This is a genomic window from Caulobacter sp. P4_E5, from assembly GCF_056401555.1.
In genome coordinates this window covers 1-21,199 of the sequence record NZ_JBFUJD010000032.1, presented here as the reverse complement: position 1 = coordinate 21,199, position 21,199 = coordinate 1, and the positions used below count along the sequence as shown (strand labels likewise).

Below are 21,199 nucleotides of genomic sequence, written 5' to 3'. Positions count from 1 at the left end.
TGACAGGATGGGTTAAATTCACGGCAGCATGTACCGCGGCAACCCGGCCGCCAGCGCGTCGATCGCCGCGCGCACGCGCAGCGGCAAGTGCGGGGCGCGGGGCCAGATCAGGTGGGTGTCGAAGACCAGCCCGGGACGATCCTTCAGGACCCGCTCCAGCCGCCCGGCCGCGACGTGGTCGTTGACCATCCAGCACGGCAGCCAGGCCAGGCCCAGGCCGGCGACGGCGGCGTCGGTCAGGGCCTCCAGGTCGTCGAAGCGCACGCGGCTGGCGGTGAACAGCTCGATCTCGGGCCCGCCGTCCACCGGAAAGCGCCAGCTGCGCCGACGGTCGCTGCGGCCGTAGACAAGGCACGCATGGCCGGCGATCTCGTCCAGGGTCTCGGGCCGGCCCGCGCGATCCAGATAGGCCGGCGCCGCGCAGACGGTCATGCGCTGGCCCGCCACGCGCCGGCCCATCAGCCCGCTGTTGTCGGGCAGGGCGCCGTTGCGGACGGCCAGGTCGAAGCCGTCCTCGATCAGGTCGGCCGGGCGGTCGCTGAAGGCCATCTCCAGCTCCAGGCCCGGATAGGCGCGGACCAGCTCCAGMAGGATCGGCGCGACGCAGCGGCGGCCGAAGATCACCGGCGCGGTGACCCGCAGCTTGCCCGACGGCTCGGCGCGTCCTGATTCCAGCGCCGCCTCGCCGGCCTCCAGTTCGGCCAGGGCCCGCACGCAGCGCTCGTAGAACAGCTGGCCGTCGTTGGTCAGGCTCTGACTGCGGGTCGAGCGGTGGAACAGGCGAACGCCCAGCCGGGCCTCCAGCCGGGCGATGGTCTTGCCCACGGTCGAGCGCGACTGGCCCAGCCGCGTCGCCGCCGCCGCGAAGCCGCCGGCTTCCACCGCCTCGACGAAGGCGGCCACGCCCGCCAGCCGTTCGCTCATGATCGCCTCCTATTGACGACATGATGTCTACAATGATCGGAAAACATAGCGCCACTGAAGAAATATTGCGCGCCTATGGTTCCACCGATCGGCCCGAACGGCCACGGCAAGGAAGACAGACCATGAGCGAGCGGATGAAGATCTGGACCATCGACCGGCTGGGCGCAGACCGCCTGACCCTCGGCGACGCCTCGATCCCGACGCCGGGGCCGGGCGAGGTGCTGGTCCGGACCCGGGCGATCTCGCTGAACTATCGCGACAAGCTGGTGCTGGAAAACGGCATGGGCATGCAGCTGAACTTCCCGTTCACGCCCGTCTCCGACCTCGCCGGCGAGGTCGCGGCGATCGGCGAGGGCGTGAGCCGCTTTTCCGCCGGTGACCGGGTGATCTCGACCTTCATCCCGCACTGGATCGACGGTCGGCCGTCCGGCAGCGCCGCCGCGCCCGGCTATCCGACCCTGGGCGGCAAGTATCCGGGCGTCGCGGCCGAGTACGTGGTCCTGTCCGAGCAGGCCCTGACCGCCGCCCCCACCACCATGACCGACGCGGAGGCCAGCACCGTGCCGGTGGCCGGCGTCACCGCCTGGTTCGCCCTGGTCGAGGAGGGCCATCTGGCGCCTGGCCAGACGGTGCTGCTGCAAGGCACCGGCGGCGTCTCGCTGTACGGCGTGCAGATCGCCAAGGCGGCCGGAGCGCGCGCCATCGTCACCTCGAGCGACCCGGCCAAGCTGGAGCGGGCCAAGGCCTTGGGCGCCGACCACGGGATCGACCGCCGGACCGGCGACTGGGCCCAGGCCGCCGTCGACCTGACGGAAGGGCGCGGCGTCGACCACGTGCTGGAAGTGGCTGGCGGGGCCAGCTTCGGCCAGTCCCTGACGGCGGTGGCCGTGCGCGGCCAGATCGCCGTGATCGGCCTGCTGGACGGCGAGACCCTGAGCGGCTCGGTCTATCCGCTGCTGCTGAAGCAGGTCGGCGTGCGCGGCATCGTGGTCGGCCATCGCCGGGCCCAGGAGGACTTCGTCCGCTTCGCCGACGCCCACGCGTTGAAGCCGGTCATCGACCAGATCTACGATTTCGCCGAACTGCCGGCGGCCCTGGCGCACCTGGATCGCGGCCCGTTCGGCAAGATCGTGCTGACGGTCTGAAGACAAAGAAGCGGCGCGGGATGCCCTCCCGCGCCGAGTTGCGCTTTACCTAAGTCCGACGCATTGCGAGCAATACGCCACGCTCGCGGAATCACCGGCTTCGAAATGTCAGGACGCGTGCAAGTCGCGTCCAAAGCCCATGACTTCCCGCGAACGTCCTCCCCAGCGCGGATCATTCTCTCTGGATATCAGGTAAATGCGACGCCACGCCCCCACGCGGCCGCCGCATCCGCCCTCCGGATGATCTCGGCTGAAACTCTCTTTTCGAATTTGTAGTATGTTGGAAAATCCGTCAACGGGCGGCGCTTCGCGCAGGGGCGCCGTGACGGAGGTCTGGACATCTTCGCCGGACCATGCAGGCTGGCTTCAAACAACCGTTCAAACCAAGAGCAGGGGTGGAACCGCCATGGCCGCGATCAACGCCGTCACCGATCTTTCCGTCGAAGGCGACATCGGCGTCGTCACGCTGAACTCGCCGCCGGTCAACGCGCTGTCGGCCGCCGTTCGCGAGGGGCTGAAGGGCGCCTTCGAGGCCGCCATCGCCGATCCGACCGTCCAGGCCATCGTGCTGATCTGCGAGGGCAAGACCTTCATCGCCGGCGCCGACATCACCGAGTTTGGCAAGGCCATGACCGGCCCCACCCTGCAGGACGTCCAGAACGTCATCGAGAACTCGCCCAAGCCGGTGGTCGCGGCGATCCACGGCACGGTGCTGGGCGGCGGGCTGGAAGTGGCCCTGGTCGCCCACTACCGCGTCGCCGTGCCGTCGGCCAAGGCGGGCCTGCCGGAAGTGAACATCGGCCTGCTGCCGGGGGCCGGCGGCACCCAGCGCCTGCCGCGCATCGTCGGCGTCGAGAAGGCGTTGGAGATGGTCACCACCGGCCAGCACGTGCCGGCCAAGGCGGCCCTGGCCATGGGCCTGTTCGACTCGATCGTCGAGGAAGGCGCCCTGCGCGATGGGGCCATCGCCTTCGCCCGCGTGGTGCTGGCCGAGGACCGGCCGTTGAACAAGGTCCGCGAGCTGAACGACAAGGTCGAGGCCGCGCGCGGCAAGCCCGCGATCTTCGCCGACTTCCGCAAGGCCAACGCCAAGAAGTTCCGCGGCTTCCACGCGCCCGAGGCCAACATCAAGTGCATCGAGGCGGCGGTGAACCTGCCCTTCGACGAGGGGCTGAAGGAAGAGCGCCGGCTGTTCATGGAGCTGATGACCGGCAGCCAGTCGGCCGCCCAGCGTTATGTGTTCTTCGCCGAGCGCCAGGCCGCCAAGATCCCCGACGTGCCGGACGACACCGCGACCATCCCCGTCAAGAAGGTCGGCGTGATCGGGGCCGGCACCATGGGCGGCGGCATCTCGATGAACTTCCTCAACGCCGGCGTGCCGGTGACGATCATCGAGGCCAAACAGGAGAACCTGGAGCGCGGCGTCGGGGTCATCCGCAAGAACTACGAGAACACCGCCAAGAAGGGCCGGCTGACGGCCGACGACGTCGAAAAGCGCATGGGCCTGCTGACCCCTTCGATGAACCTCGAGGACCTGGCCGACTGCGACCTGATCATCGAGGCCGTGTTCGAGCTGATGGAGATCAAGCAGGAGGTGTTCGGCAAGCTGGACAAGATCGCCAAGCCCGGCGCGATCCTCGCTTCGAACACCTCGTATCTTGACATCGATGTGATCGCCGCCTCGACCTCGCGCCCCGAGAGCGTGATCGGCCTGCACTTCTTCTCGCCGGCCAACGTCATGCGCCTCTTGGAGATTGTGCGCGGCGAGAAAACCGACAAGTCGGTGATCGCGACCGCGATGCAGATCGGCAAGAAGATCGGCAAGGTCGCGGTGCTGGTCGGCAACTGCCACGGCTTCGTCGGCAATCGCATGCTGGCCCAGCGCCAGCGCGAGGCCCAGAAGCTGATCCTGGAAGGCGCCATGCCGTGGGACGTCGACCGGGTGCTGTACGACTTCGGCCTGCCGATGGGGCCGTTCGCCATGAGTGACCTGGCTGGCCTCGACATTGGCTGGGACCCGGCCAAGACCTCGTCCTCGACGGTGCGCGAAGTGCTCTGCGAGATGGACCGCCGCGGCCAGAAGAACGGTGCGGGCTTCTACGACTACGACGAGAACCGCAACGCCAAGCCCTCGCCCGTGGTCGAGCAGCTGATCCTGGACTTCGCCGAGAAGCGCCAGATCCAGCGCCGCGCGATCAGCGACCAGGAGATCCTGGAGCGCTGCCTGTATCCGATGGTCAACGAGGGCGCGAAGATCCTGGAGGAAGGCAAGGCCATCCGGGCGTCCGACATCGATATCGTCTGGATCAACGGCTACGGCTGGCCGGTCTATCGCGGCGGCCCGATGTTCTGGGGCGAGCTGGTGGGCTTGGATAAGATCCTGGCCAAGATGAAGGAATTCCAAGCCGCCCACGGCGACGACTTCAAGCCGTCGGCCCTGCTGGAACGGCTGGCAGCCGAGGGCAAGGGGTTCAAGGACGCTTAGGGGCTCGGCCCTCCCAATTTCTAATAGCGTGTCATCCCGGCCGTAGCGCGCAGCGCGTAGAGCCGGGACCCAGGGGCGGCGCGCACGGCGTTCACGCACCCCCTGGGTCCCGGACAGCCTCTGCGAGGCTTCCGGGATGACACGGGTTTTTGCGTTTCAGGAAGACCATCCATGACCACCATCGCCGCCATGATGTCCGCCGACTACGGCACCCTGGGCGACATTCTGCGGATCCGCGCCCAGGAAGGTCCCAACCATCCGGCCGTGATCATGGAGACCGGCGAGGCCGTCACCTACGCCGAGTTCGACGCCCTCGTTGACCGCGTCGCCGCCGCCCTGCAGCGTGACGGGATCGCGGCGGGAGAAGCCGTCGCCGTCTGCGCCCTGTCGTCGATCCCCTATGCGGCGGTGTTCCTGGGCGCCTTGCGGGCCGGCGTCGCCGTGGCCCCGATCGCGCCGTCCTCGACCCCCGAGGCCATCGCCGGCATGGTCGCCGACTGCGGGGCCAGGCTGGTCTTCCTCGACGCGGGCGTGGCCGAGGCGCAAGCGCCGGCGCCGATCCCCGTCCGCCAGATCGCGCTCGACGGTTCGGCGGCTGGCGAGGCGTTCGAGGCTTGGCTCGCCCCGGTGGACGCGCGGCCGACGCCGGTCGCCATCGGTCCCGAGCAGCCGTTCAACATCATCTATTCCAGCGGCACGACCGGCACGCCCAAGGGCATCGTCCAGTCGCACGGCATGCGCTGGAAGCACGTCTTCCGGGGCGACGCGGTCGGCTATGGGCCCGAGGCGGTGACCCTGCTGTCGACGCCGCTCTATTCGAACACCACCCTGGTCTGCTTCTTCCCCACCCTGGCCGGTGGCGGGACCGTGGTGCTGATGAGGAAGTTCGACGCCGGCAAGTATCTGGAGCTGGCCCAGAAACACCGCATGACCCACACCATGCTGGTGCCGGTGCAGTATCGCCGCCTGATGGAACGGCCCGACTTCGACGCCTACGACCTGTCCTCGACCCACGTGAAGTTCTGCACCAGCGCCCCGTTCGCGGCCGAGCTGAAGGCCGATGTGCTCAAGCGCTGGCCCGGCGGCCTGGTCGAGTATTTCGGCATGACGGAGGGGGGCGGCACCTGCATCCTGATGGCCCACGAACATCCAGACAAGCTGCACACGGTCGGCCGCCCGGCCCCGGGCCACGACATCCGCCTGATCGACGAGGACGGCGGGGAGGTCGGTCCCGGCGTGGTCGGCGAGATCGTCGGCCGCTCGGCCGGCATGATGAACGGCTATCACGGCCGCCCCGACAAGACCGCCGAGGCCACCTGGACCTCGCCCGAGGGCGAACGCTTCATCCGCACGGGCGATGTCGGCCGCTTCGACGAGGACGGCTTTCTCACGCTGATGGACCGCAAGAAGGACATGATCATCAGCGGCGGCTTCAACATCTATCCGTCCGACCTGGAGGCGGTGCTGGTCCAGCATCCGGCCGTGCTGGAAGCGGCGGTGGTCGGCGTGCCCTCCGACGCCTGGGGCGAGACGCCGGTGGCGTTCGTGGCGCTGAAGCCCGGCGCGCCCGCCGAGCCCGAGACGATCAAGACCTTCGTCAACGGCCAGGTCGGCAAGACGCAAAGACTGGCCCAAGTGCAGATCGTCGACAGTCTTCCGCGCAGCCACATCGGCAAGGTGCTGAAGCGGGAACTGCGCGACACCTGGCAAAACTCGCCTACCGCCTAGCTATTTTTGCCGCGACGGCGCGCCGCATTAGGCCAGGTGGAATCGATGAATACGGTTGCTTAACCATATGGTGCGGCCATCAGGTCGCCCGGTTCGTCGAGAAACGCGTCCAGAAGCCATGCTCCCGAAGCCCGCCGCCGCTCCGATCGCCTCCCCTGAAGGGAAGACTCGCCTTCGCGCCCCGGGAGTCCCGATCGATTTCGACGCCGTCGCCAAGGCGCTGGGCGCCGCCGGCCATGCTTCCGATCTTGACCAGCGCCTGGCGGGCCGCTTCGCCCGTCCCGTCGCCGCCCGCGCCTTCGCCGACCGCGTGGAGGCCACCGCCGCCGCGCTGAAGGCCATGGGCGTGCGGCCCGGCGGCGTCTGTGTCGTCTCGGCCCTGGCCGATCCCGAAACCCTGGCTGGCGTCGCCGCCGCGGGCCTGAAGGCCTGGCTGGTCGACGTCGACCCGTTCAGCGCCATGTTCGACACCGGTCACCTGCGCGCCCGCCTGCCCGAGGCTTCCGGCCCGCTGGAGGCCATCGTTCCCGCCGCCGCCCACGGCCGCGCTCCCGACATGCGCGCCTGGGCCGCCTTCCGCGCCGAGACCGGCCTGCCGATCCTGGTCGACGCCGCCGGCGCCTTCGACGTGGTGATCGAGGCGCCTGTTCCTGTTTTAGTGGGTCTGCCCGCTGGGCAGGGCGTGTTCGTCGCCTGCGAGGACGCCACCCCGGTCAACGCCATCGAAGCCGCTCCGTTCGTCGGCGACGACGGACTGGCCACGTGGCCGGGCCTGCGTCAGCGCCTGTGCGGCACGGCCCAGCAACTGCGCGTCCTGCTGCTGGACAGCGGCGTCGGCTTCCAGCCGGGCTGGGGCATGAGCTGGATCTCGCCGACCTGCGCGCTGAGCCTGCCCACCGACGACGCCGGGGCCGTGGCCTGGAAGCTCCAGGCGGCGGGTGTCGCGGCCAGCTGCGCTGTCCGCGACCATGCGCTGGACACCGACGGCACGCCGGTCGCCGACCACCTGGCGGCCTCGACCGTGGTGCTGACCCTGGATCCGAGCCTGGATATCGAGGCGCTGGACCGGCTGTGTGATGCGCTAAGGGGTGCGGTGGCCTGATTTGATCCCTCTCCCATAGGGAGGGGGGTAGGGGTGAGGGGTTACACCCTCACCAAGTCCGCGCCGAAGCCTGAAGCCTCGTAACCTCTCACCCTCCCACCGCTTCGCGGCGGGCCCCTCCCTCTCTCTAAGAGAGAGGGTTTTCGTGGGCGTATTTCTCCACCCTCGCCACCCGTTCGGCCTTCTCCGTCTCGCTCAAGAACGAGCCCGTGAAGCTGTTCTTGGCCAGGGTGACGATCTCGTCCCGTGTCAGCCCCACCGCGTCGGCCGTCGCCAGGTAGTTCTCCAGCAGATAGCCGCCGAAATAGGCCGGGTCGTCGGAGTTCACCGTCGCCTTCAGGCCCAGGGCCAGCATCTTCTTCAGCGGGTGGACGTCCAGGCTGGGCACGCCGCACAGCTTCAGGTTCGACAGCGGGCAGACCGTCAGGGTGGTGCCGTCCTTGACCAGGCGCGCGGTCAGGGCCTCGTCCTCCAGCGCACGGTTGCCGTGGTCGATGCGGTCGACCTTCACTAGGTCGATGGCTTCCCAGACGTATTCGGGTGGGCCTTCCTCGCCGGCGTGGGCCACGACCTTGAGACCGAGATCGCGGGCGGCCTGCATGACGCGGGCGAACTTGGCCGGCGGGTGGCCGACCTCCGAGCTGTCCAGGCCCACGCCCGCCAGCTTGTTCAGCCACGGCTTGGCCAGCTCCAGGGTCTCGAAGGCGCTGTCTTCCGACAGGTGGCGCAGGAAGCAGAGGATCAGCTTGGACGTGACGCCCAGGGTCTTTTCCGCCTCGTCCATCCCGGCCAGCAGGCCTTCCATCACTACGCCGAAGGCGATGCCGCGATCGGTATGGGTCTGGGGGTCGAAGAAGATCTCGGCGTGGGTCCCGCCGTCCTCGGCCAGGCGCTTGAAATAGGCCAGGGCCAGGTCCTTGAAGTCCTCGGCCGTCTGCAGCACGCCCGCGCCCTGATAATAGATGTCCAGGAAGTCCTGCAGGTTCGAGAAGGCGTAGGCGGCGCGGATCTCGTCGACCGAGGCGTAGGGCAGGGTGATGCCGTTGCGCTGGGCCAGCGCGAACATCAGCTCGGGCTCGAGGCTACCCTCGATGTGCATGTGCAGCTCGGCCTTGGGCAGGCCGCGAACGAATTGGGCGAAAGCGGTGTCGGTCATGGGGGAGTTATGAGCCCCTGCCGCTGACGGTTTCAACCGTCTCCTTCTCCCCTTGCGGGAGAAGGTGTCAGCGAAGCTGACGGATGAGGGGTTTCTAGGCGTCGCCGGTGCGACCCCTCACCCGACCCTTCGGGCCACCCTCTCCCGCAAGGGGAGAGGGAAGCTTTAAATCGCTAGTGCGCGGCCGCGCTTGGCCGCGTCGCCGGCCTGCTGGCCCTCACGACATCGGGTTGGCGGGCGGCGACGGGCCTTCGGGCAGGGGGATGAACTCGTCGTGGTCAAGGTCGGGCAGCTTCATGCGGCCGGCTCGCCAGTCGGCCTTGGCCTGTTCGATGCGGTCCTTGGACGAGGACACGAAGTTCCACTCGATGAAGCGCGGACCGATCGGCTCGCCGCCCATCAGCATGACGGTCGAGCGCTCGATCGCCTTGAAGACGATGGTGTCGCCGGGGGCGAACACGGCCATCTGGGCCGTGACCAGCTCGCGGCCGTCGACCTCGACCCGGCCGGCGGCGACATAGGCGGCGCGTTCGGCATATTCGGCCGGCAGGGCCGCGACCGTGCCCGGCTCCAGCTCCCAGTGCACGTAGAATAGCGGCGAATAGACCGGCACATTGGCCTTGGCGCCGAACGCCTCGCCAGCGATCAGCCGCGCCTTCAGGCCGCCGTTCTCGTAGTAGGGCAGGTCGGCCGGGCCTTCGTGGTGCGTGAAGCTGGGATCGACTTCCTCGAATTCCTTGGGCAGGGCCACCCAGGCCTGCATGCCGTCCATGCGGCCGCCGTGCTCGCGCAGGCCTTCGAAGCGTTCGGAGTGGGTGATGCCGCTGCCGGCGGTCATCCAGTTGACCTCGTGCGGCTTGATCACCGCCAGCGAGCCGACGCTGTCGCGATGGGTGATCTCGCCCGCGAACAGGTAGCTCAAGGTCGAGAGGCCAATGTGCGGGTGGGGGCGCACGTCGGCGTTCTTGGCGAAGCCCGGCAGGAAGTCGGCCGGGCCCATGTGGTCGAGGAAGGTGAACGGCCCGACCATGCGATGGGCGTGGAACGGCAGGACCCGCCCGACCTCGAAGTTTCCGAGGTCCTTGCGGCGGGCTTCGAAGACGAGGTCGATCATGGGTAGGCTCCGGCGAAGATGCGCGGAACTTAGCCGGGAGCGGGCGGCGTCGTCTTGTCGAAAGATGCGCCGCCCGTCGTCGCGTTCGAAGCCTCGGGCAGGCGATCCGCACCGAGCGGCCCGCCGGTCCGGCTAGCCGACGTACTGGAACCACTGCATCTGCAGGCAGGTGTCGTTGTAGTCGTTGTCGCCGGCGTCCTCGCTGTTGAACAGGTACTTGCCCATGTAGATGGTCGCGCCGCTGTTCAGGGTGTCCTGCATGTAGAGCACCTGCGACCACTGCTGGCCGCCGTTGGTCCCGATCCAGACCGTGTAGTTGTTGGATGGATCGGCGGCCTGGAAGAAGCCCTGGCCGATCTGGGTGGGCTGCCCGCCGCCGGTGCTGGCGCCTTGGGCGGTGAAGATCACCGCTCCGCTGCTGTCCTTGACCTGGATGAACTGCTGGTAGCCCGCCTGCACGACGGCGGACCAGAAGACGATCTTGCCCTGGGGCAGGTTGACGGCGATTCCAGCGCCGCTGACGGGTCCGATCGACATGGTCGCCTCCTCAGCCGATGCTGTTGAACCACGTGATCGACACGTGGCTGTCGTTGAAGTCCTGGTCGGCGCCGTCTTCGGAGATGAAGTTGAAGTTGCCGCACATGATCGTGGCGCCGAGCGAGACGGTGATCTCGTCCCACAGGACCGACGACCACTGCTGGCCGCCGTTGATCCCGACATAGAGCAGGCAAGCGCCGTTCGCCCCCACCACGAACGAGCCCTCGCCGATCTGGGTGGGCGAGTGCCCGCCCGGCGAGGATCCCGTCGCCTGGAAGACCGTGGCGCTGGAGGCGTCGACGAGCTTGACGAACTGGTTGTAGGCGGCCTGGGTGGTGACCGTCCAAATGGCGGTCTTGCCGGGCGGCAGGGTCACCGCCACGCCGTTGCCGGATACGGGACCGACGCTCATTGGCGGCTCCTCTTGAGGCTGGGTTTGACGCGGGTGGCGGCCACGGCGGTCTTGCACACGAAGGCCGGCTGCTGCGCCTTCAGGGCGCCGCAGACCTGCGAGGCCATGGTGGTTTGCTGCTGGGCCGTGAAGGTGTTGGGGAAAGGCTGGGCCGTCTGAAACACCCGGCCATACTGCTGGTACAGGGCGTTGTTCATGATCTGCGGCTGGGTCCAGAACGAGGCGTTCGAGACCAGCAAGGTGCGCCAGGGCGAACCCTGCGGCAGGTCCTGGGACGAGACGATGTAGTTCTTCATCGGCAGGCCAGTCATCAGGGTGGTGAAGCTGGTGGCGTCGGTCGCGCAAGGCGTGGCCTGGGCGCAGGTCGCGGCGCTGGACACGAAGGCGTCGCTGTACAGCAGGGGCTGCGGAGTCTGGCCCCAGGGCGCCGGCGTCACGTACAGCGGCGTCACCGGACCGTAGTAGTTCACGAAGAACGACTGCTCGGAAAAGCCCATGTCGCTGCTGGCCTGGCCTGTCGCGAAGACCTGTTCGGTCGAGCCGTTGGGCTGGTTGTGATAGTAGTCGTTCGTGCAGTTGTTGACGTTCTGATAGGCGCAGGTGTTGCTCAGCGACACGAGGTTGCCGATCACCGCGTTGTTCGGCGGCATCTGCATCGCCTGGGCGATCTGGCCGTAGCCATAGGTCTGCACATAGCCGTTGATATAGATCGACGGGAGCCGCCAACTGCCGTTGTAGGTCCCGACCAGCTGCGGCCGATCGCTCGGCTGGGTCGATAGGAACTGCAGCAGCGACGACAGACTGGTCTGCTGCTGGATGGCGCTGTTGGCCGAATAGATGAAGTCCATGCACAGCCAGCTGGGGATCCCATAGAGCTGGCCGTTGATCGAGGCGGCGTTGGCGGCGACCGGCAGCGGCGCGTCGCCGGTGACCTGGGCCGGATTGATCAGGCTCTGGCCGGCCAGGAAGCCCAGATACAGCGTGTCCAGCTCGATGACGTCGAAGCCCTGGGCGTTCAGCAGCGTCGGCAGGACCGAGAAGCTGTAGATGTTGACGTCCTGGTTCAGCACCGCGTTCAGCAGCACCTGCGGGTTCTGGCCTTGGTAGGTCTGAACCACATAGGCGACCAGGCTCTCGAAATCGTCGCCGGGGGTCGTGGGCAGATAGGGATAGAGCGAGACGTTCAGCACCCGCGTCTGGGCGCCATTCAGCACCAGGCTCTGGTTGGGGCCCGAGGGCGTGATGTTCATCTGCCGGGTCTGGGGCAGGTTCCCGCACTGGGCCCAGTTGATGATCGGGCCGCCGGGCCGGGTGGTGTTCTGGCCGACATAGAACGGCTTGTTCGGCTGGACCTGGATGATCCAGTCGAAGCTGGCGCCGGTGGCCACCGTCCAGCCGTCGACCGTGCAGTTGATCGTCGCGTTCGACGTGTTCTTCAGAATGAGCTGGCCGGCCAGCGCCGTCTGGGCGCCCGCCCAGCAAGAGACGGCGCCGATCAGGGCTCCGAACCAACGCCGACACGCAATCCACGACACCATGGCGCCCTCCCGATAGGCTTCAACGGGATGCTACTCCAAAGTGTATTTGGCGCCTACTGTAATTATGACGCGAATTGGCGACCGCAAATTCAAGGCCCCGCGCGGGATCGCGCGAGGCCTTGAAGGGTGATGGAAATCAGGTGTTTGGGTTTGGCGGGCGCAAGGCGCCGCCGCTGTTCTAGCCCAGCGGGCTGACATAGGGACTGACCAGGCCCAGCGGCACGGCCGTCGAGTTCTTGACGCCGCGGATCACGATGCGGCTCTCGATATTGCTGACCAGGCCCAGCGACAGCAGCTTGTCGCGCAGGAATTCGTCGAAGGCGCGCATGTCGCGGGTGACGATGCGCATCTCGTAGTCGGCCGCGCCGGTCACGGTGGCGCATTGCACGACCTCGGCCCACTTGCCGACCGCCTGTTCGAACGTGTCCAGATTTTCCTTGGTCGGAAGGGACAGCTTGACGGTGCAGTAGACTTCGAAGCCCAAACCGAGCTTTTCACGGTCCAGGATCGTGACGCGGCGCTGGATGACTCCGGCGTCTTCCAGGCGCTTGATCCGGCGCCAGCAGGGGCTGGACGACAGGCCGACACGCTCGGCGATCTCCGCGACGGACAGTCCGGCGTCGTGTTGGATGAGATCCAAGATCTTGGCATCCACGGCGTCGAGTTGTTCGGACAAGAAATTCCTCCCCCAAGTGGGCGTTGACGCTCCAATTTTGCGCAAAACGGCCACGAGTCGGGCACGCCTTGGGCAAACAATTTCCGGGCTTCTATAAGATATTGCGTAGCGGGCGGGAAGACCCAGGAGGAAAATTTTTGCCATGCGGCACTCGGAAGTCACGCTAGACGACAAATATGTGCTCGAAGATGGCCGCGCCTTCATCACCGGCGTGCAAGCTTTGCTCCGGGTTTTGTTGGATCGGAAGCGCCTGGATCGCCTCGCGGGGCTGAACACCGGCGGCTACCTGTCCGGCTATCGCGGCTCGCCGCTGGGCGGCCTGGATCAGCAGGCCGCGCGCATCAAGAAATTGCTGACCGCGCACGACGTGGTCTTCCAGGAAGGCCTCAACGAGGACCTCGCCGCCACCGCCGTGTGGGGCAGCCAGCAGGCCAACCTGTTCCCGGGCGCGCTTTATGATGGTGTGTTCGGCATGTGGTACGGCAAGGCCCCCGGCGTCGACCGCACCGGCGACGTCTTCAAGCACGCCAATTTCGCCGGGACCTTCCCGACCGGCGGCGTGCTGGCGGTGGCCGGCGACGACCATGGCTGCAAGAGCTCGACCCTGCCGTCGCAATCGGAGTTCGCCTTCCAGGACTTCGAGATGCCGGTGCTGTCGCCGGCCGACGTCCAGGAGGTGCTGGACTACGGCGTCCTCGGCATCGCCCTGTCGCGGTTCTCGGGCCTGTGGACGGGCATGATCGCCCTGGCCGACACCATGGATTCCGGCGTCACCATCGACGTCTCGCTGAACCGTCACAAGGCGGTGATCCCCGACTTCGCCTTTCCGCCCGGTGGTCTCGGCATCCGACTGAAGGACCAGCCGATGGAGAAGGAACGGCGGATGCGGCTGCACAAGCTGCCCGCCGCCCTGGCCTTCGCCCGCGCCAACCAGATCGACCGCGTGGTGCTGGGCGCCTCGCACGTGCGCGTGGGCAAGGCCCGCCTGGGCATCGTCTGCCAGGGCCAGGCCTATAAGGACGTGCTGGAAGCCTTCACGGCCATGGGCATGACCCTGCAGGAAGCCGCCGACCTGGGCGTCTCCATCTATAAGGTCGGCATGCCCTGGCCGTTGGAGCCGCTGGGCCTGCGCGCCTTCGCCGCCGGCCTCGAGACCCTGATGGTCATCGAGCACAAGCGCGCCCTGATCGAGCCCCAGGCCCGGGCCGCCCTCTATGACCTCCCCGCCCAGGCGCGCCCGCGCGTGATCGGCAAGACCGACGAGAAGGGCGGGCCGCTGCTCTCCGAACTCGGCGCCCTGTCGGTGGCCGAAATCGCCCTGGCCATCTACGACCGCCTGCCCGACGGCCCGCACATGGAGCGGGCCCGGGCCTATCTGAACCGGGTCTCGGCCGCCGGCGTCGCCGCCGTCAGCCTGGCCGCCGACCAGGCCCGCAAGCCCTTCTTTTGTTCGGGCTGCCCGCACAACACCTCGACCAAGTTGCCCGAGGGCTCGCGGGCCCTGGCCGGCATCGGCTGCCACTATATGGCCGGCTTCAACGACCCGATGACCGACCTCAACACCCACATGGGCGGCGAGGGCCTGACCTGGGTTGGCGCGGCGCCGTTCACCAGCGAGAAGCACGTCTTCCAGAATCTGGGCGACGGCACCTACAACCACTCCGGCTCGCTGGCGATCCGCGGCGCGATCGCGGCCAAGGCCAACATCACCTACAAGCTGCTCTATAACGACGCCGTCGCCATGACCGGCGGCCAACGCGCCGAGAGCGGCTTCACCCCCGCCCAGATCACCCGCCAGCTGGCGTCCGAGGGCGTGACCAAGACGGTCATCGTCGTCGACGAGCTGAACCGCTACGAGGGCGTCAAGGACCTGGCTCCCGGGGTCGAGGTCTTCCCGCGCTCGGACCTGATGCGCGTGCAGGAGATGCTGCGCGACACGCGGGGCGTGACGGTGCTGCTGTACGACCAGACCTGCGCCACCGAAAAGCGCCGCCGCCGCAAGCGGGGTTCGATGGCCAAGGCCACCCAGCGCGTCTTCATCAATCCGCTGGTCTGCGAAGGTTGCGGCGACTGCTCGGTCAAGTCCAACTGCGTCTCGGTCGAGCCTCTGGCCACCGAGTTCGGCCGCAAGCGCAAGATCAACCAGTCCAGCTGCAATCAGGACTACAGCTGCGTCGAGGGCTATTGCCCCTCGTTCATCACCCTGGAAGGGGCCGAGAACGCCCAGTCCAAGACCATGCCGGCGGCGCTGACCGCCGAGTCGACGCCGCTGCCCGAGTTCGAGCCGTTGATCGGGGTGCGCAAGATCCTGTTCACCGGCGTCGGCGGCACCGGCGTCACCACCGTGGCCTCGATCCTGGCCATGGCCGCCCACATCGACGGCCGCGCCGGCAGCGTGGTCGACATGACGGGCCTCGCCCAAAAGGGCGGCTCGGTGTTCAGCCACGTCAAGATCGGCGAGACGGAAGAGACGATCGTCGGCGGCCGCGTGCCGGCCGCCAGCGCCGACGTGCTGATCGCCTGCGACCTGCTGGTGGCCGCCTCGCCAGAAGGCCTGTCGCTGTATGCCAAGGACCGCACGCGCGCCTTCGGCAACAACGACTTCGCGCCCACCGCCGATTTCGTCACCAGCCGCGACGTCAAGTTCGACAGCGGCGCCATGGCCCGCCGGGTCAAGGGCGCGACCCAGACCTTCGACGCCTGCCCGGCCCAGCGCCTGGCCGAGACCCAGTTCGGCGACGCCATCTACGCCAACATGATCATGGTCGGCTTCGCCTGGCAGCGCGGGGTGATCCCGGTCTCCAGCCGCGCCCTCTACCGCGCCATCAAGCTGAACGGCGTCGACGCCGACGCCAACCTGCAGGCTTTCGAGCTGGGCCGCCGCGTCGCCCACGATCCGACGTCCGTCGAGGTCAAGGAAGACAAGATCGCCACGCCCGAGACCATGCCGCTGGACGAGCTGATCGCCCACCGGATCCGCGAGCTGACCGCCTATCAGAACGCCGCCTACGCCCAGCGCTACGCCGACAAGGTCGCCAAGATCCGTGCGGCGGAAGTGGCCGTCAGCGGACCGGACGGCGCCCTGCCGCTGACCCGCGCGGCGGCGACCAACCTCTACAAGCTGATGGCCTACAAGGACGAGTACGAGGTCGCGCGGCTCTATACCGACGGCCGGTTCGCGGCCGAGCTGGCCGGGACCTTCAAGGGCGGCAAGGCCAAGGTCTGGCTGTCGCCGCCGCTGCTGGCCCCCAAGGGTCCGGACGGCAAGCCCAAGAAGATCGCCTTCGGCGGCTGGATGCTGGACCTGGCCTTTCCGCTGATGGCGAAGATGAAGGGCCTGCGCGGCGGCGCCCTCGACCTCTTCGGCCACACCGAGGAGCGCAAGATGGAACGCGGCCTGATGGCCAGCTACGAGGTCGGCCTCGACCGCCTGGCCGCCGGCCTCTCGACCGAGAGCCTGCCGCTGGCCGTGAAGATCGCCGAGATCCCACAGCAGATCCGCGGCTACGGCCACGTGAAGGACGCTTCGGTGGTCACCGCCAAGGCGGCGGAAGCGAAGCTGTGGGAGCAGTGGGGCGGGACGGGGGCTTAGCGCCCCCTCCGTCACGATGCTGCGCATCGCGCCACCTCCCCCGTTTCACGGGTGAGGAGGGGGGCGGTTCATCCTCCCTCGCGAAGCGGGGGAGGTGGCGCGCCGCGGATACGCGGCGCGACGGAGGGGGCGCTAGGCCGCCGCCTTCACGAACGGCACCTTCACCGTCCCGTAGGTCGCCGCGCGCCACAGCCACTCCAGCGGGCCGTAGTGGAAGCGCTGGAACCACAGGGTGGCGATCACCGCCTGCACGACCAGGAACCCGGCCGCCAGTCCTAGCGCCGTCCCTTGCGGCAGGGTCGCCCAGACGCCCAGGCCGAAGCCGTAGAAGATCGGAACCCAGACCAGCGACTGGGTGACATAGAAGGTCAGGGTCATGCGGCCCATCGGCGCCAGGCGCTCCAGCAGCTTGCGCGCCGGGCCTAGGTAGAGCTCGGTGATCACCAGCACGTAGACGCCCATCAGCGAAACGTCGAACCAGTTGCCGATCGCGGCGGCGGCCAGCTTTCGCGCCATCGGGGCGCGGGTCGCGTCCGGCAGCAGGCTGGCCAGCGGCTCGGCCCCGAAATGGGCGGCGACGGCGACCACGGCCAGGACCGCCAGGGCGATGCGGCGCTGGGTCTTGAACCGCTCGGGCGTATCGAAGAACCCGATCCGGCCCAGCATCAGCCCGACCAGGAACAGGCCCAGGATCGAGAAGATCCGGCCGGTCTCGAGGAAGAACAGCCACTTGAAGGTCTGCCCCGCGCCGACGTTCCAGGCCAGGGTCTCGGCCAGGCCCGAGGTGCGGTAGAAGGCCGGGCCGGTATCGCCCCAGTGCTGGAACGGCTGGTTGGCCCAGGCCGCGCCCGCGGCGGCGTTCGCGGTCTCGAACCACAGCCAAGGCTGGGCCAGCAGGACGGCGGCGACGGTGAGCACGACCTTGCCGCTGACCCGGTAGAACGGGATCAGCAGCAGGCCCAGCGGGGCCAGCACCATCAGGATGTCGCCGCGATAGACCAGGCTGTGGGCCAGGCCGATCAGGGCAAGCACCGCCATCCGCCAGGCGAACCGGCCCGAGAAATTGGTCCCGCGCCGGGCCGCCCGGTCCATCAGGATGAAGAAGCTGAGACCGAAGCACAGGGTCAGCAAGCTGAACGCCTTGCCCATCAGGAAGGTGGTGAAGATCGTATGGGTCAGGTTCTGGTTCGGCGCGGCCCAGTAGATCTCGAACTGCTCGAACATGTGGACCATGAACACGCCGATCAGGGCGAAGGCCCGCAGGGTGTCGATCAGCGCGTTGCGCGCGGGCGTGGCCAGCGTCGTGTCCGTCATGCGTTTCCCCCCAAAGAAACAAAAGCGCGCGAGCTTGTCAGATATGCTCGTCGCGAGGTCTGACCATGTCAAAACTGTCAGCGCTGTCAATGTGGGGCCGGTGGCATGGGCGGAGGTTCGTGCTAGGCTTTCGGCCATGAACAAGCCGACCAACCCCGTGACGGTGCGTCTCAGCGCCGAGGATGCCGCCGACCTGCAGGCGCGGGTCGAGCGCGGCGAGTTCGCGTCGCTGGACGAGGGCGTCGCGGCCGAGCTGGCCGAGCTGAATTACCGCCGGGCGGCCGAGATCGTCGGCGGCTCGGACAAGCTCGAGGCGCTGCTCGACGACCTCGAGGCGGAAGTCATCGACGCGAACGAATGCGTTGATGGAAAGACCTTCCTGTCCGAGATGCTGGCTAACTTGAAGGCCCGACCTTTGAGGAATTGAAGTGCGGTTTTCTGTCTCCGATCTCCCCGGCGAAAGCCGGGGCCCAGATCGAACCCACCAACGTTTACGGCCCTGACTAGGATCGTGGGCGCGTCATCCCAAACCGCTTTGGATGAATCTGGGCCCGGGCTTTCGCCGGGAGATCGGATTGTATGGGATGCGCTGGCGCGGCGCGCGACCTCGGCTAAGGTGCCCTCATGAGCGAATTCGATTTCGACGCCGTCGTGGTCGGCGCCGGCGCGGTGGGCCTGGCCTGCGGCTACGCCCTGTCCAAGCGCGGCCTGATCGTCGCGGCGCTGGAGGAGCAGGCCCACATCGGCCAGGGCGTGTCGTCGCGCAATTCCGAGGTGATCCACGGCGGGCTCTACTATCCGACCGGCTCGCTGAAGGCCAAGCTGTGCGTGCAAGGGCGGCGGTTGCTGTACGCTTTCCTCGACGTCCACGGGATCGCCTACAAGCGTTGCGGCAAGCTGGTGGTGGCCACCAGCGAGGATGAAATCCCCCGCCTCGACGCGATTTGGGACCAGGCCCTGGCCAATGATGTCGAGGGCATGGAACGGCTGACCGGCCAGCAGGCGCGGGCGATGGAGCCTGGCCTCAACGCCCACGCGGCGCTGCTGTCGCCGCAGAGCGGCGTGTTCGCCAGCCACGACTACATGCTGGCCCTGCAGGGCGAGATCGAGGCCGCCGGCGGGGCGGTGGTGCTGTCGACGCCGTTCGAGGGCGCCGACGCTCTGCCGGGCGGCGGCTTCACGGTGCGGGCCGGCGGCGCCGATCCCACCAGCCTGACCTGCCGCCTGCTCGTCACCGCGCCGGGCCTGTCGTCGCAGGAGGTCGCCGGCCGCATCGAAGGCTATCCGGCCGACCACATCCCCAAGGCCCACTACGGCAAGGGCGTCTATTTCCGCCTGATGGGCAAGGCGCCGTTCCAGCGGCTGATCTATCCGCCGCCGATCCATGGCGCGCTGGGCACCCACTACCGCAACGACCTGGGCGGCCAGGCGGTGTTCGGACCGGACCTGGAATATGTGCCCGCGCCCGACTACGCGGTCGACCCGGCTCGGGCCGAGGCGTTCGCCGCCTATATCCGCAAGTTCTGGCCGGGCCTGCCCGACGGCGCCCTGACACCCGACTACGCCGGCGTGCGGCCCAAGCTGCACGGCCCGGACGAGCCGCAGCCCGACTTCCAACTGCGCGGGTCCGAGGACCACGGCTTCGAGGGCCTGATGGCCCTGTTCGGCATCGAAAGCCCGGGCCTGACCAGCTCGCTGGCGATCGGCGAGGCGGTGGCGAAGCGGTTGTTGGGCCGGTAGGCGAGGATCACACCGCCCCGCTCCCGCGTTGACACCACGACCGCGCCCCCCGATGGTCGCCGGCCGTAACGCCTCCCCGGAGCCCGCCTTGACCAACATCCTGCACGCCATGCTGGGCAAGGGTCTGGGCGGTCTGGAGCAGGTGTTTCTCGACTATCAGCCGATCCTGGAAGCCTGGGCCGCCAAGCGCGGCGGACGCTGCGTCGGGGTGGTGCGCGCGGGCGGCAAGATGGCCGCGGCTCAAGCTGGCCGGACGCCGCCGCTGGCGACCATGCCGGCCTTCACCGACTGGGACCCGATCACCGTCGGCGCGGCGCGTGTCCTGGCGCGGACCGCCAAGCCGCAGCTGGTCCTCAGCCACGGTCAGCGCCCGGCGCGGGTGTTCGCCAAGGCCGCGCCGAAGGGCGTGGTCCAGGCCGTCTGCCTGCACAAACCCTCGTTCGACGTGGTTCCGGGAGTCCACTATCTGTGCGTCGGTCAGCACCTGGCCAAGCTGGCGATCGAGCGCGGCGCGCCCGCCGACCACGTCCACTTCATCCCCAACGCCGTGACGCCGCCCCGGTCCCACGCCGCGCCATTCACCCACGCCGAAGGCCAGCCGATCAAGATCGTCGCCGCCGGCCGCCTGCACACCAAGAAGGGCTTCGACGTCCTGATCCGCGCGGTCGGCAAGCTGCGCGCCTGGGACTACGACGTCACCTGCGAGATCGCTGGCGAGGGCGACGAGCGCGACGACCTGGAAGCCCTGATCCAAGAGCTGGACCTGGATCCCTGCGTCAAGCTGGTCGGCTGGACCGAGGACATCGCCGGTTTCCTGGCGACGGGCGACCTGTTCGCCTTTCCCTCGCACCAGGAGGGTTTTCCCCTGACCCTGCTGGAGGCCATGGCCGTGGGCCTGCCGGTGGTGGCGTCCGAGATCGACGGGCCGATAGAGATCCTGAAGGAGGGCGTCACGGGGCGTCTGGTCCCCGACGACGACCCCGATCGGCTGGGCGAAGCCCTGGGCGAGCTGATCGGCGACCGCGACACCGCCCGCCGCCTGGGCGCGGCGGCGCGGGATCTGGTGCTGAGCCAATACGGCCCGGACGAGCTGGCGCGGCGCTTGGAAGCGGCTTTGGATGGAATGCTATCCAAGGCTTGATGCGGGGCCCGCTCGGAGGTATGACCCGCGTCCGTCCTGGCGATGGCTGGGTAGCTCAGATGGTTAGAGCGGTGGATTCATAACCCACAGGTCGGCGGTTCGATCCCGCCCCCCGCCACCAGGACGGACTACTTTTTCCTTAGAATTCAAAACCTTCCAGGCTAGGCGCCGACCGCCTTCTTGAGGATTTCGTTCGCCCGGCTCTGCCAGCCGGGACCGGTCGCGCGCAGCCTTTCGAGCACGTCCTGGTCGAGCCGTAGGGTGACCTGCTGCTTAGGGCGTTCGGATTTGGGGCGACCTGGGCGCATGAATGTGCCGTTGGCGGGCCTGACGACCTTTCCGCCGATGCTGAACTGTGCCCGTTCGAAATGATCGTCGGTCCATTCCGGCGCATCATCCGGGTCGATCCAAGAATCCTCTGAATCTGTCTTGTTCTCGGGCATTGCATTTTCTCATCGAGATGATGCGGCGAGCTTCGCCGCGTGGTGTCCAGACGGTCAGAACCATTCGTCCATCGAGGAAGCCAACGGTGAAAAAACGATCCTCGCCATAGTCCGCCCGATCGTCGGGCAGGGTGAGCTCCTCGCCATCGAAC

At 67.9% G+C, this 21,199-nt stretch carries 18 protein-coding genes, 1 tRNA gene and 1 pseudogene; 10 read left to right on the top strand and 10 right to left on the bottom strand.

The annotated features are described in order from the left end of the window. Window positions 1-18 precede the first annotated feature (18 nt). Window positions 19-924, bottom strand: a complete 906-nt coding sequence (locus AC1DSO_RS12005) for a LysR family transcriptional regulator (RefSeq protein WP_477069035.1) — start codon at window positions 922-924, stop codon at window positions 19-21. A gap of 122 nt (window positions 925-1,046) precedes the next feature. Between AC1DSO_RS12005 and AC1DSO_RS12000 the strand changes: the two genes are divergently transcribed. The 4 genes from AC1DSO_RS12000 (at window position 1,047) to AC1DSO_RS11985 (ending at window position 7,384) form a co-directional block, all read left to right on the top strand. Continuing rightward, window positions 1,047-2,069 carry a zinc-dependent alcohol dehydrogenase family protein gene (locus AC1DSO_RS12000; protein WP_477069034.1) on the top strand — a complete coding sequence of 341 codons (1,023 nt, stop codon included), beginning with the start codon at window positions 1,047-1,049 and terminating at the stop codon, window positions 2,067-2,069. 406 nt (window positions 2,070-2,475) lie between these two features. After that, entirely contained in the window at window positions 2,476-4,554 is a 2,079-nt protein-coding gene (locus AC1DSO_RS11995; RefSeq protein ID WP_477069033.1) for a 3-hydroxyacyl-CoA dehydrogenase NAD-binding domain-containing protein, read from the top strand. Window positions 4,555-4,725: 171 nt separating this feature from the next. Next, on the top strand, window positions 4,726-6,282 hold the full coding sequence (locus tag AC1DSO_RS11990; protein WP_477069032.1) for a class I adenylate-forming enzyme family protein: 1,557 nt from the start codon (window positions 4,726-4,728) through the stop codon (window positions 6,280-6,282). A 118-nt stretch (window positions 6,283-6,400) separates the two neighbouring features. Next, complete coding sequence (locus tag AC1DSO_RS11985; RefSeq protein ID WP_477069031.1) at window positions 6,401-7,384, top strand: DegT/DnrJ/EryC1/StrS family aminotransferase; 984 nt, start codon at window positions 6,401-6,403, stop codon at window positions 7,382-7,384. Window positions 7,385-7,511: 127 nt separating this feature from the next. Here the strand turns inward: AC1DSO_RS11985 and AC1DSO_RS11980 are convergent, their stop codons facing one another. After that, window positions 7,512-8,540 carry an adenosine deaminase gene (locus tag AC1DSO_RS11980; protein WP_477069030.1) on the bottom strand — a complete coding sequence of 343 codons (1,029 nt, stop codon included), beginning with the start codon at window positions 8,538-8,540 and terminating at the stop codon, window positions 7,512-7,514. A gap of 52 nt (window positions 8,541-8,592) precedes the next feature. Here AC1DSO_RS11980 and AC1DSO_RS11975 point away from each other — a divergent pair. Next, window positions 8,593-8,701: pseudogene (locus AC1DSO_RS11975) on the top strand (hypothetical protein); the annotation flags it as partial. Between the two features lie 56 nt (window positions 8,702-8,757). On the opposite strand, the gene AC1DSO_RS11970 reads toward AC1DSO_RS11975, so the two are convergent. The 5 genes from AC1DSO_RS11970 to AC1DSO_RS11950 all read right to left on the bottom strand — a co-directional run bounded on the left by AC1DSO_RS11970 (window position 8,758) and on the right by AC1DSO_RS11950 (window position 12,817). Beyond that, window positions 8,758-9,654 (bottom strand): pirin family protein, encoded by an 897-nt coding sequence (locus AC1DSO_RS11970; RefSeq protein ID WP_477069029.1) that lies wholly within the window; start codon window positions 9,652-9,654, stop codon window positions 8,758-8,760. 132 nt (window positions 9,655-9,786) lie between these two features. Beyond that, a complete protein-coding gene (locus AC1DSO_RS11965) occupies window positions 9,787-10,191 on the bottom strand; it encodes a hypothetical protein (protein WP_477069028.1) in 405 nt (134 codons plus the stop codon). Window positions 10,192-10,201: 10 nt separating this feature from the next. Beyond that, complete coding sequence (locus AC1DSO_RS11960) at window positions 10,202-10,603, bottom strand: hypothetical protein (protein ID WP_477069027.1); 402 nt, start codon at window positions 10,601-10,603, stop codon at window positions 10,202-10,204. After that, window positions 10,600-12,141 (bottom strand): type 2 periplasmic-binding domain-containing protein, encoded by a 1,542-nt coding sequence (locus tag AC1DSO_RS11955; RefSeq protein WP_477069026.1) that lies wholly within the window; start codon window positions 12,139-12,141, stop codon window positions 10,600-10,602. Before AC1DSO_RS11955 ends, AC1DSO_RS11960 begins: the two co-directional genes overlap by 4 nt. A 178-nt stretch (window positions 12,142-12,319) precedes the next feature. Further along, complete coding sequence (locus tag AC1DSO_RS11950; protein WP_035045585.1) at window positions 12,320-12,817, bottom strand: Lrp/AsnC family transcriptional regulator; 498 nt, start codon at window positions 12,815-12,817, stop codon at window positions 12,320-12,322. A 142-nt stretch (window positions 12,818-12,959) separates the two neighbouring features. On the opposite strand from AC1DSO_RS11950, the gene AC1DSO_RS11945 reads away from it, so the two are divergent. Beyond that, window positions 12,960-16,409, top strand: coding sequence for an indolepyruvate ferredoxin oxidoreductase family protein (locus AC1DSO_RS11945; protein ID WP_477069025.1), 3,450 nt, complete (start codon window positions 12,960-12,962; stop codon window positions 16,407-16,409). A gap of 132 nt (window positions 16,410-16,541) precedes the next feature. Here the strand turns inward: AC1DSO_RS11945 and AC1DSO_RS11940 are convergent, their stop codons facing one another. Beyond that, window positions 16,542-17,723: a DUF418 domain-containing protein gene (locus AC1DSO_RS11940; RefSeq protein WP_477069024.1), complete on the bottom strand. Its 1,182-nt coding sequence runs from the start codon at window positions 17,721-17,723 to the stop codon at window positions 16,542-16,544. Between the two features lie 136 nt (window positions 17,724-17,859). Here AC1DSO_RS11940 and AC1DSO_RS11935 point away from each other — a divergent pair, with 136 nt between their 5' ends. From AC1DSO_RS11935 to AC1DSO_RS11920, 4 genes are all read left to right on the top strand, one after another. Then, window positions 17,860-18,150, top strand: a complete 291-nt coding sequence (locus tag AC1DSO_RS11935; RefSeq protein WP_477069023.1) for a hypothetical protein — start codon at window positions 17,860-17,862, stop codon at window positions 18,148-18,150. A gap of 197 nt (window positions 18,151-18,347) precedes the next feature. Then, on the top strand, window positions 18,348-19,463 hold the full coding sequence (locus AC1DSO_RS11930) for an NAD(P)/FAD-dependent oxidoreductase (protein WP_477069022.1): 1,116 nt from the start codon (window positions 18,348-18,350) through the stop codon (window positions 19,461-19,463). 88 nt (window positions 19,464-19,551) lie between these two features. Continuing rightward, window positions 19,552-20,604: a glycosyltransferase gene (locus AC1DSO_RS11925; RefSeq protein ID WP_477069021.1), complete on the top strand. Its 1,053-nt coding sequence runs from the start codon at window positions 19,552-19,554 to the stop codon at window positions 20,602-20,604. 44 nt (window positions 20,605-20,648) lie between these two features. Then, window positions 20,649-20,725: transfer RNA gene (locus AC1DSO_RS11920), tRNA-Met, on the top strand. A gap of 40 nt (window positions 20,726-20,765) precedes the next feature. Here the strand turns inward: AC1DSO_RS11920 and AC1DSO_RS11915 are convergent. Together AC1DSO_RS11915 and AC1DSO_RS11910 are read right to left on the bottom strand one after the other, a co-directional pair. Beyond that, complete coding sequence (locus AC1DSO_RS11915; protein WP_477069020.1) at window positions 20,766-21,047, bottom strand: BrnA antitoxin family protein; 282 nt, start codon at window positions 21,045-21,047, stop codon at window positions 20,766-20,768. Continuing rightward, window positions 20,998-21,199, bottom strand: a 202-nt coding sequence (locus AC1DSO_RS11910) for a BrnT family toxin (RefSeq protein ID WP_477069019.1), incomplete at its 5' end; no start/stop codon positions are given. The genes AC1DSO_RS11915 and AC1DSO_RS11910, both read right to left, overlap by 50 nt.

Coding starts and splice junctions, on each gene's coding strand:
- AC1DSO_RS11970 (WP_477069029.1), bottom strand. CDS start 9,654: ATGATCGACCTCGTCTTCGAAGCCCGCCGCAAGGACCTCGGAAACTTC.
- AC1DSO_RS11935 (WP_477069023.1), top strand. CDS start 17,860: ATGAACAAGCCGACCAACCCCGTGACGGTGCGTCTCAGCGCCGAGGAT.
- AC1DSO_RS11965 (WP_477069028.1), bottom strand. CDS start 10,191: ATGTCGATCGGACCCGTCAGCGGCGCTGGAATCGCCGTCAACCTGCCC.
- AC1DSO_RS11980 (WP_477069030.1), bottom strand. CDS start 8,540: ATGACCGACACCGCTTTCGCCCAATTCGTTCGCGGCCTGCCCAAGGCC.
- AC1DSO_RS11985 (WP_477069031.1), top strand. CDS start 6,401: ATGCTCCCGAAGCCCGCCGCCGCTCCGATCGCCTCCCCTGAAGGGAAG.
- AC1DSO_RS11955 (WP_477069026.1), bottom strand. CDS start 12,141: ATGGTGTCGTGGATTGCGTGTCGGCGTTGGTTCGGAGCCCTGATCGGC.
- AC1DSO_RS11990 (WP_477069032.1), top strand. CDS start 4,726: ATGACCACCATCGCCGCCATGATGTCCGCCGACTACGGCACCCTGGGC.
- AC1DSO_RS11915 (WP_477069020.1), bottom strand. CDS start 21,047: ATGCCCGAGAACAAGACAGATTCAGAGGATTCTTGGATCGACCCGGAT.
- AC1DSO_RS12000 (WP_477069034.1), top strand. CDS start 1,047: ATGAGCGAGCGGATGAAGATCTGGACCATCGACCGGCTGGGCGCAGAC.
- AC1DSO_RS11930 (WP_477069022.1), top strand. CDS start 18,348: ATGAGCGAATTCGATTTCGACGCCGTCGTGGTCGGCGCCGGCGCGGTG.
- AC1DSO_RS11940 (WP_477069024.1), bottom strand. CDS start 17,723: ATGACGGACACGACGCTGGCCACGCCCGCGCGCAACGCGCTGATCGAC.
- AC1DSO_RS11995 (WP_477069033.1), top strand. CDS start 2,476: ATGGCCGCGATCAACGCCGTCACCGATCTTTCCGTCGAAGGCGACATC.
- AC1DSO_RS11945 (WP_477069025.1), top strand. CDS start 12,960: ATGCGGCACTCGGAAGTCACGCTAGACGACAAATATGTGCTCGAAGAT.
- AC1DSO_RS11960 (WP_477069027.1), bottom strand. CDS start 10,603: ATGAGCGTCGGTCCCGTATCCGGCAACGGCGTGGCGGTGACCCTGCCG.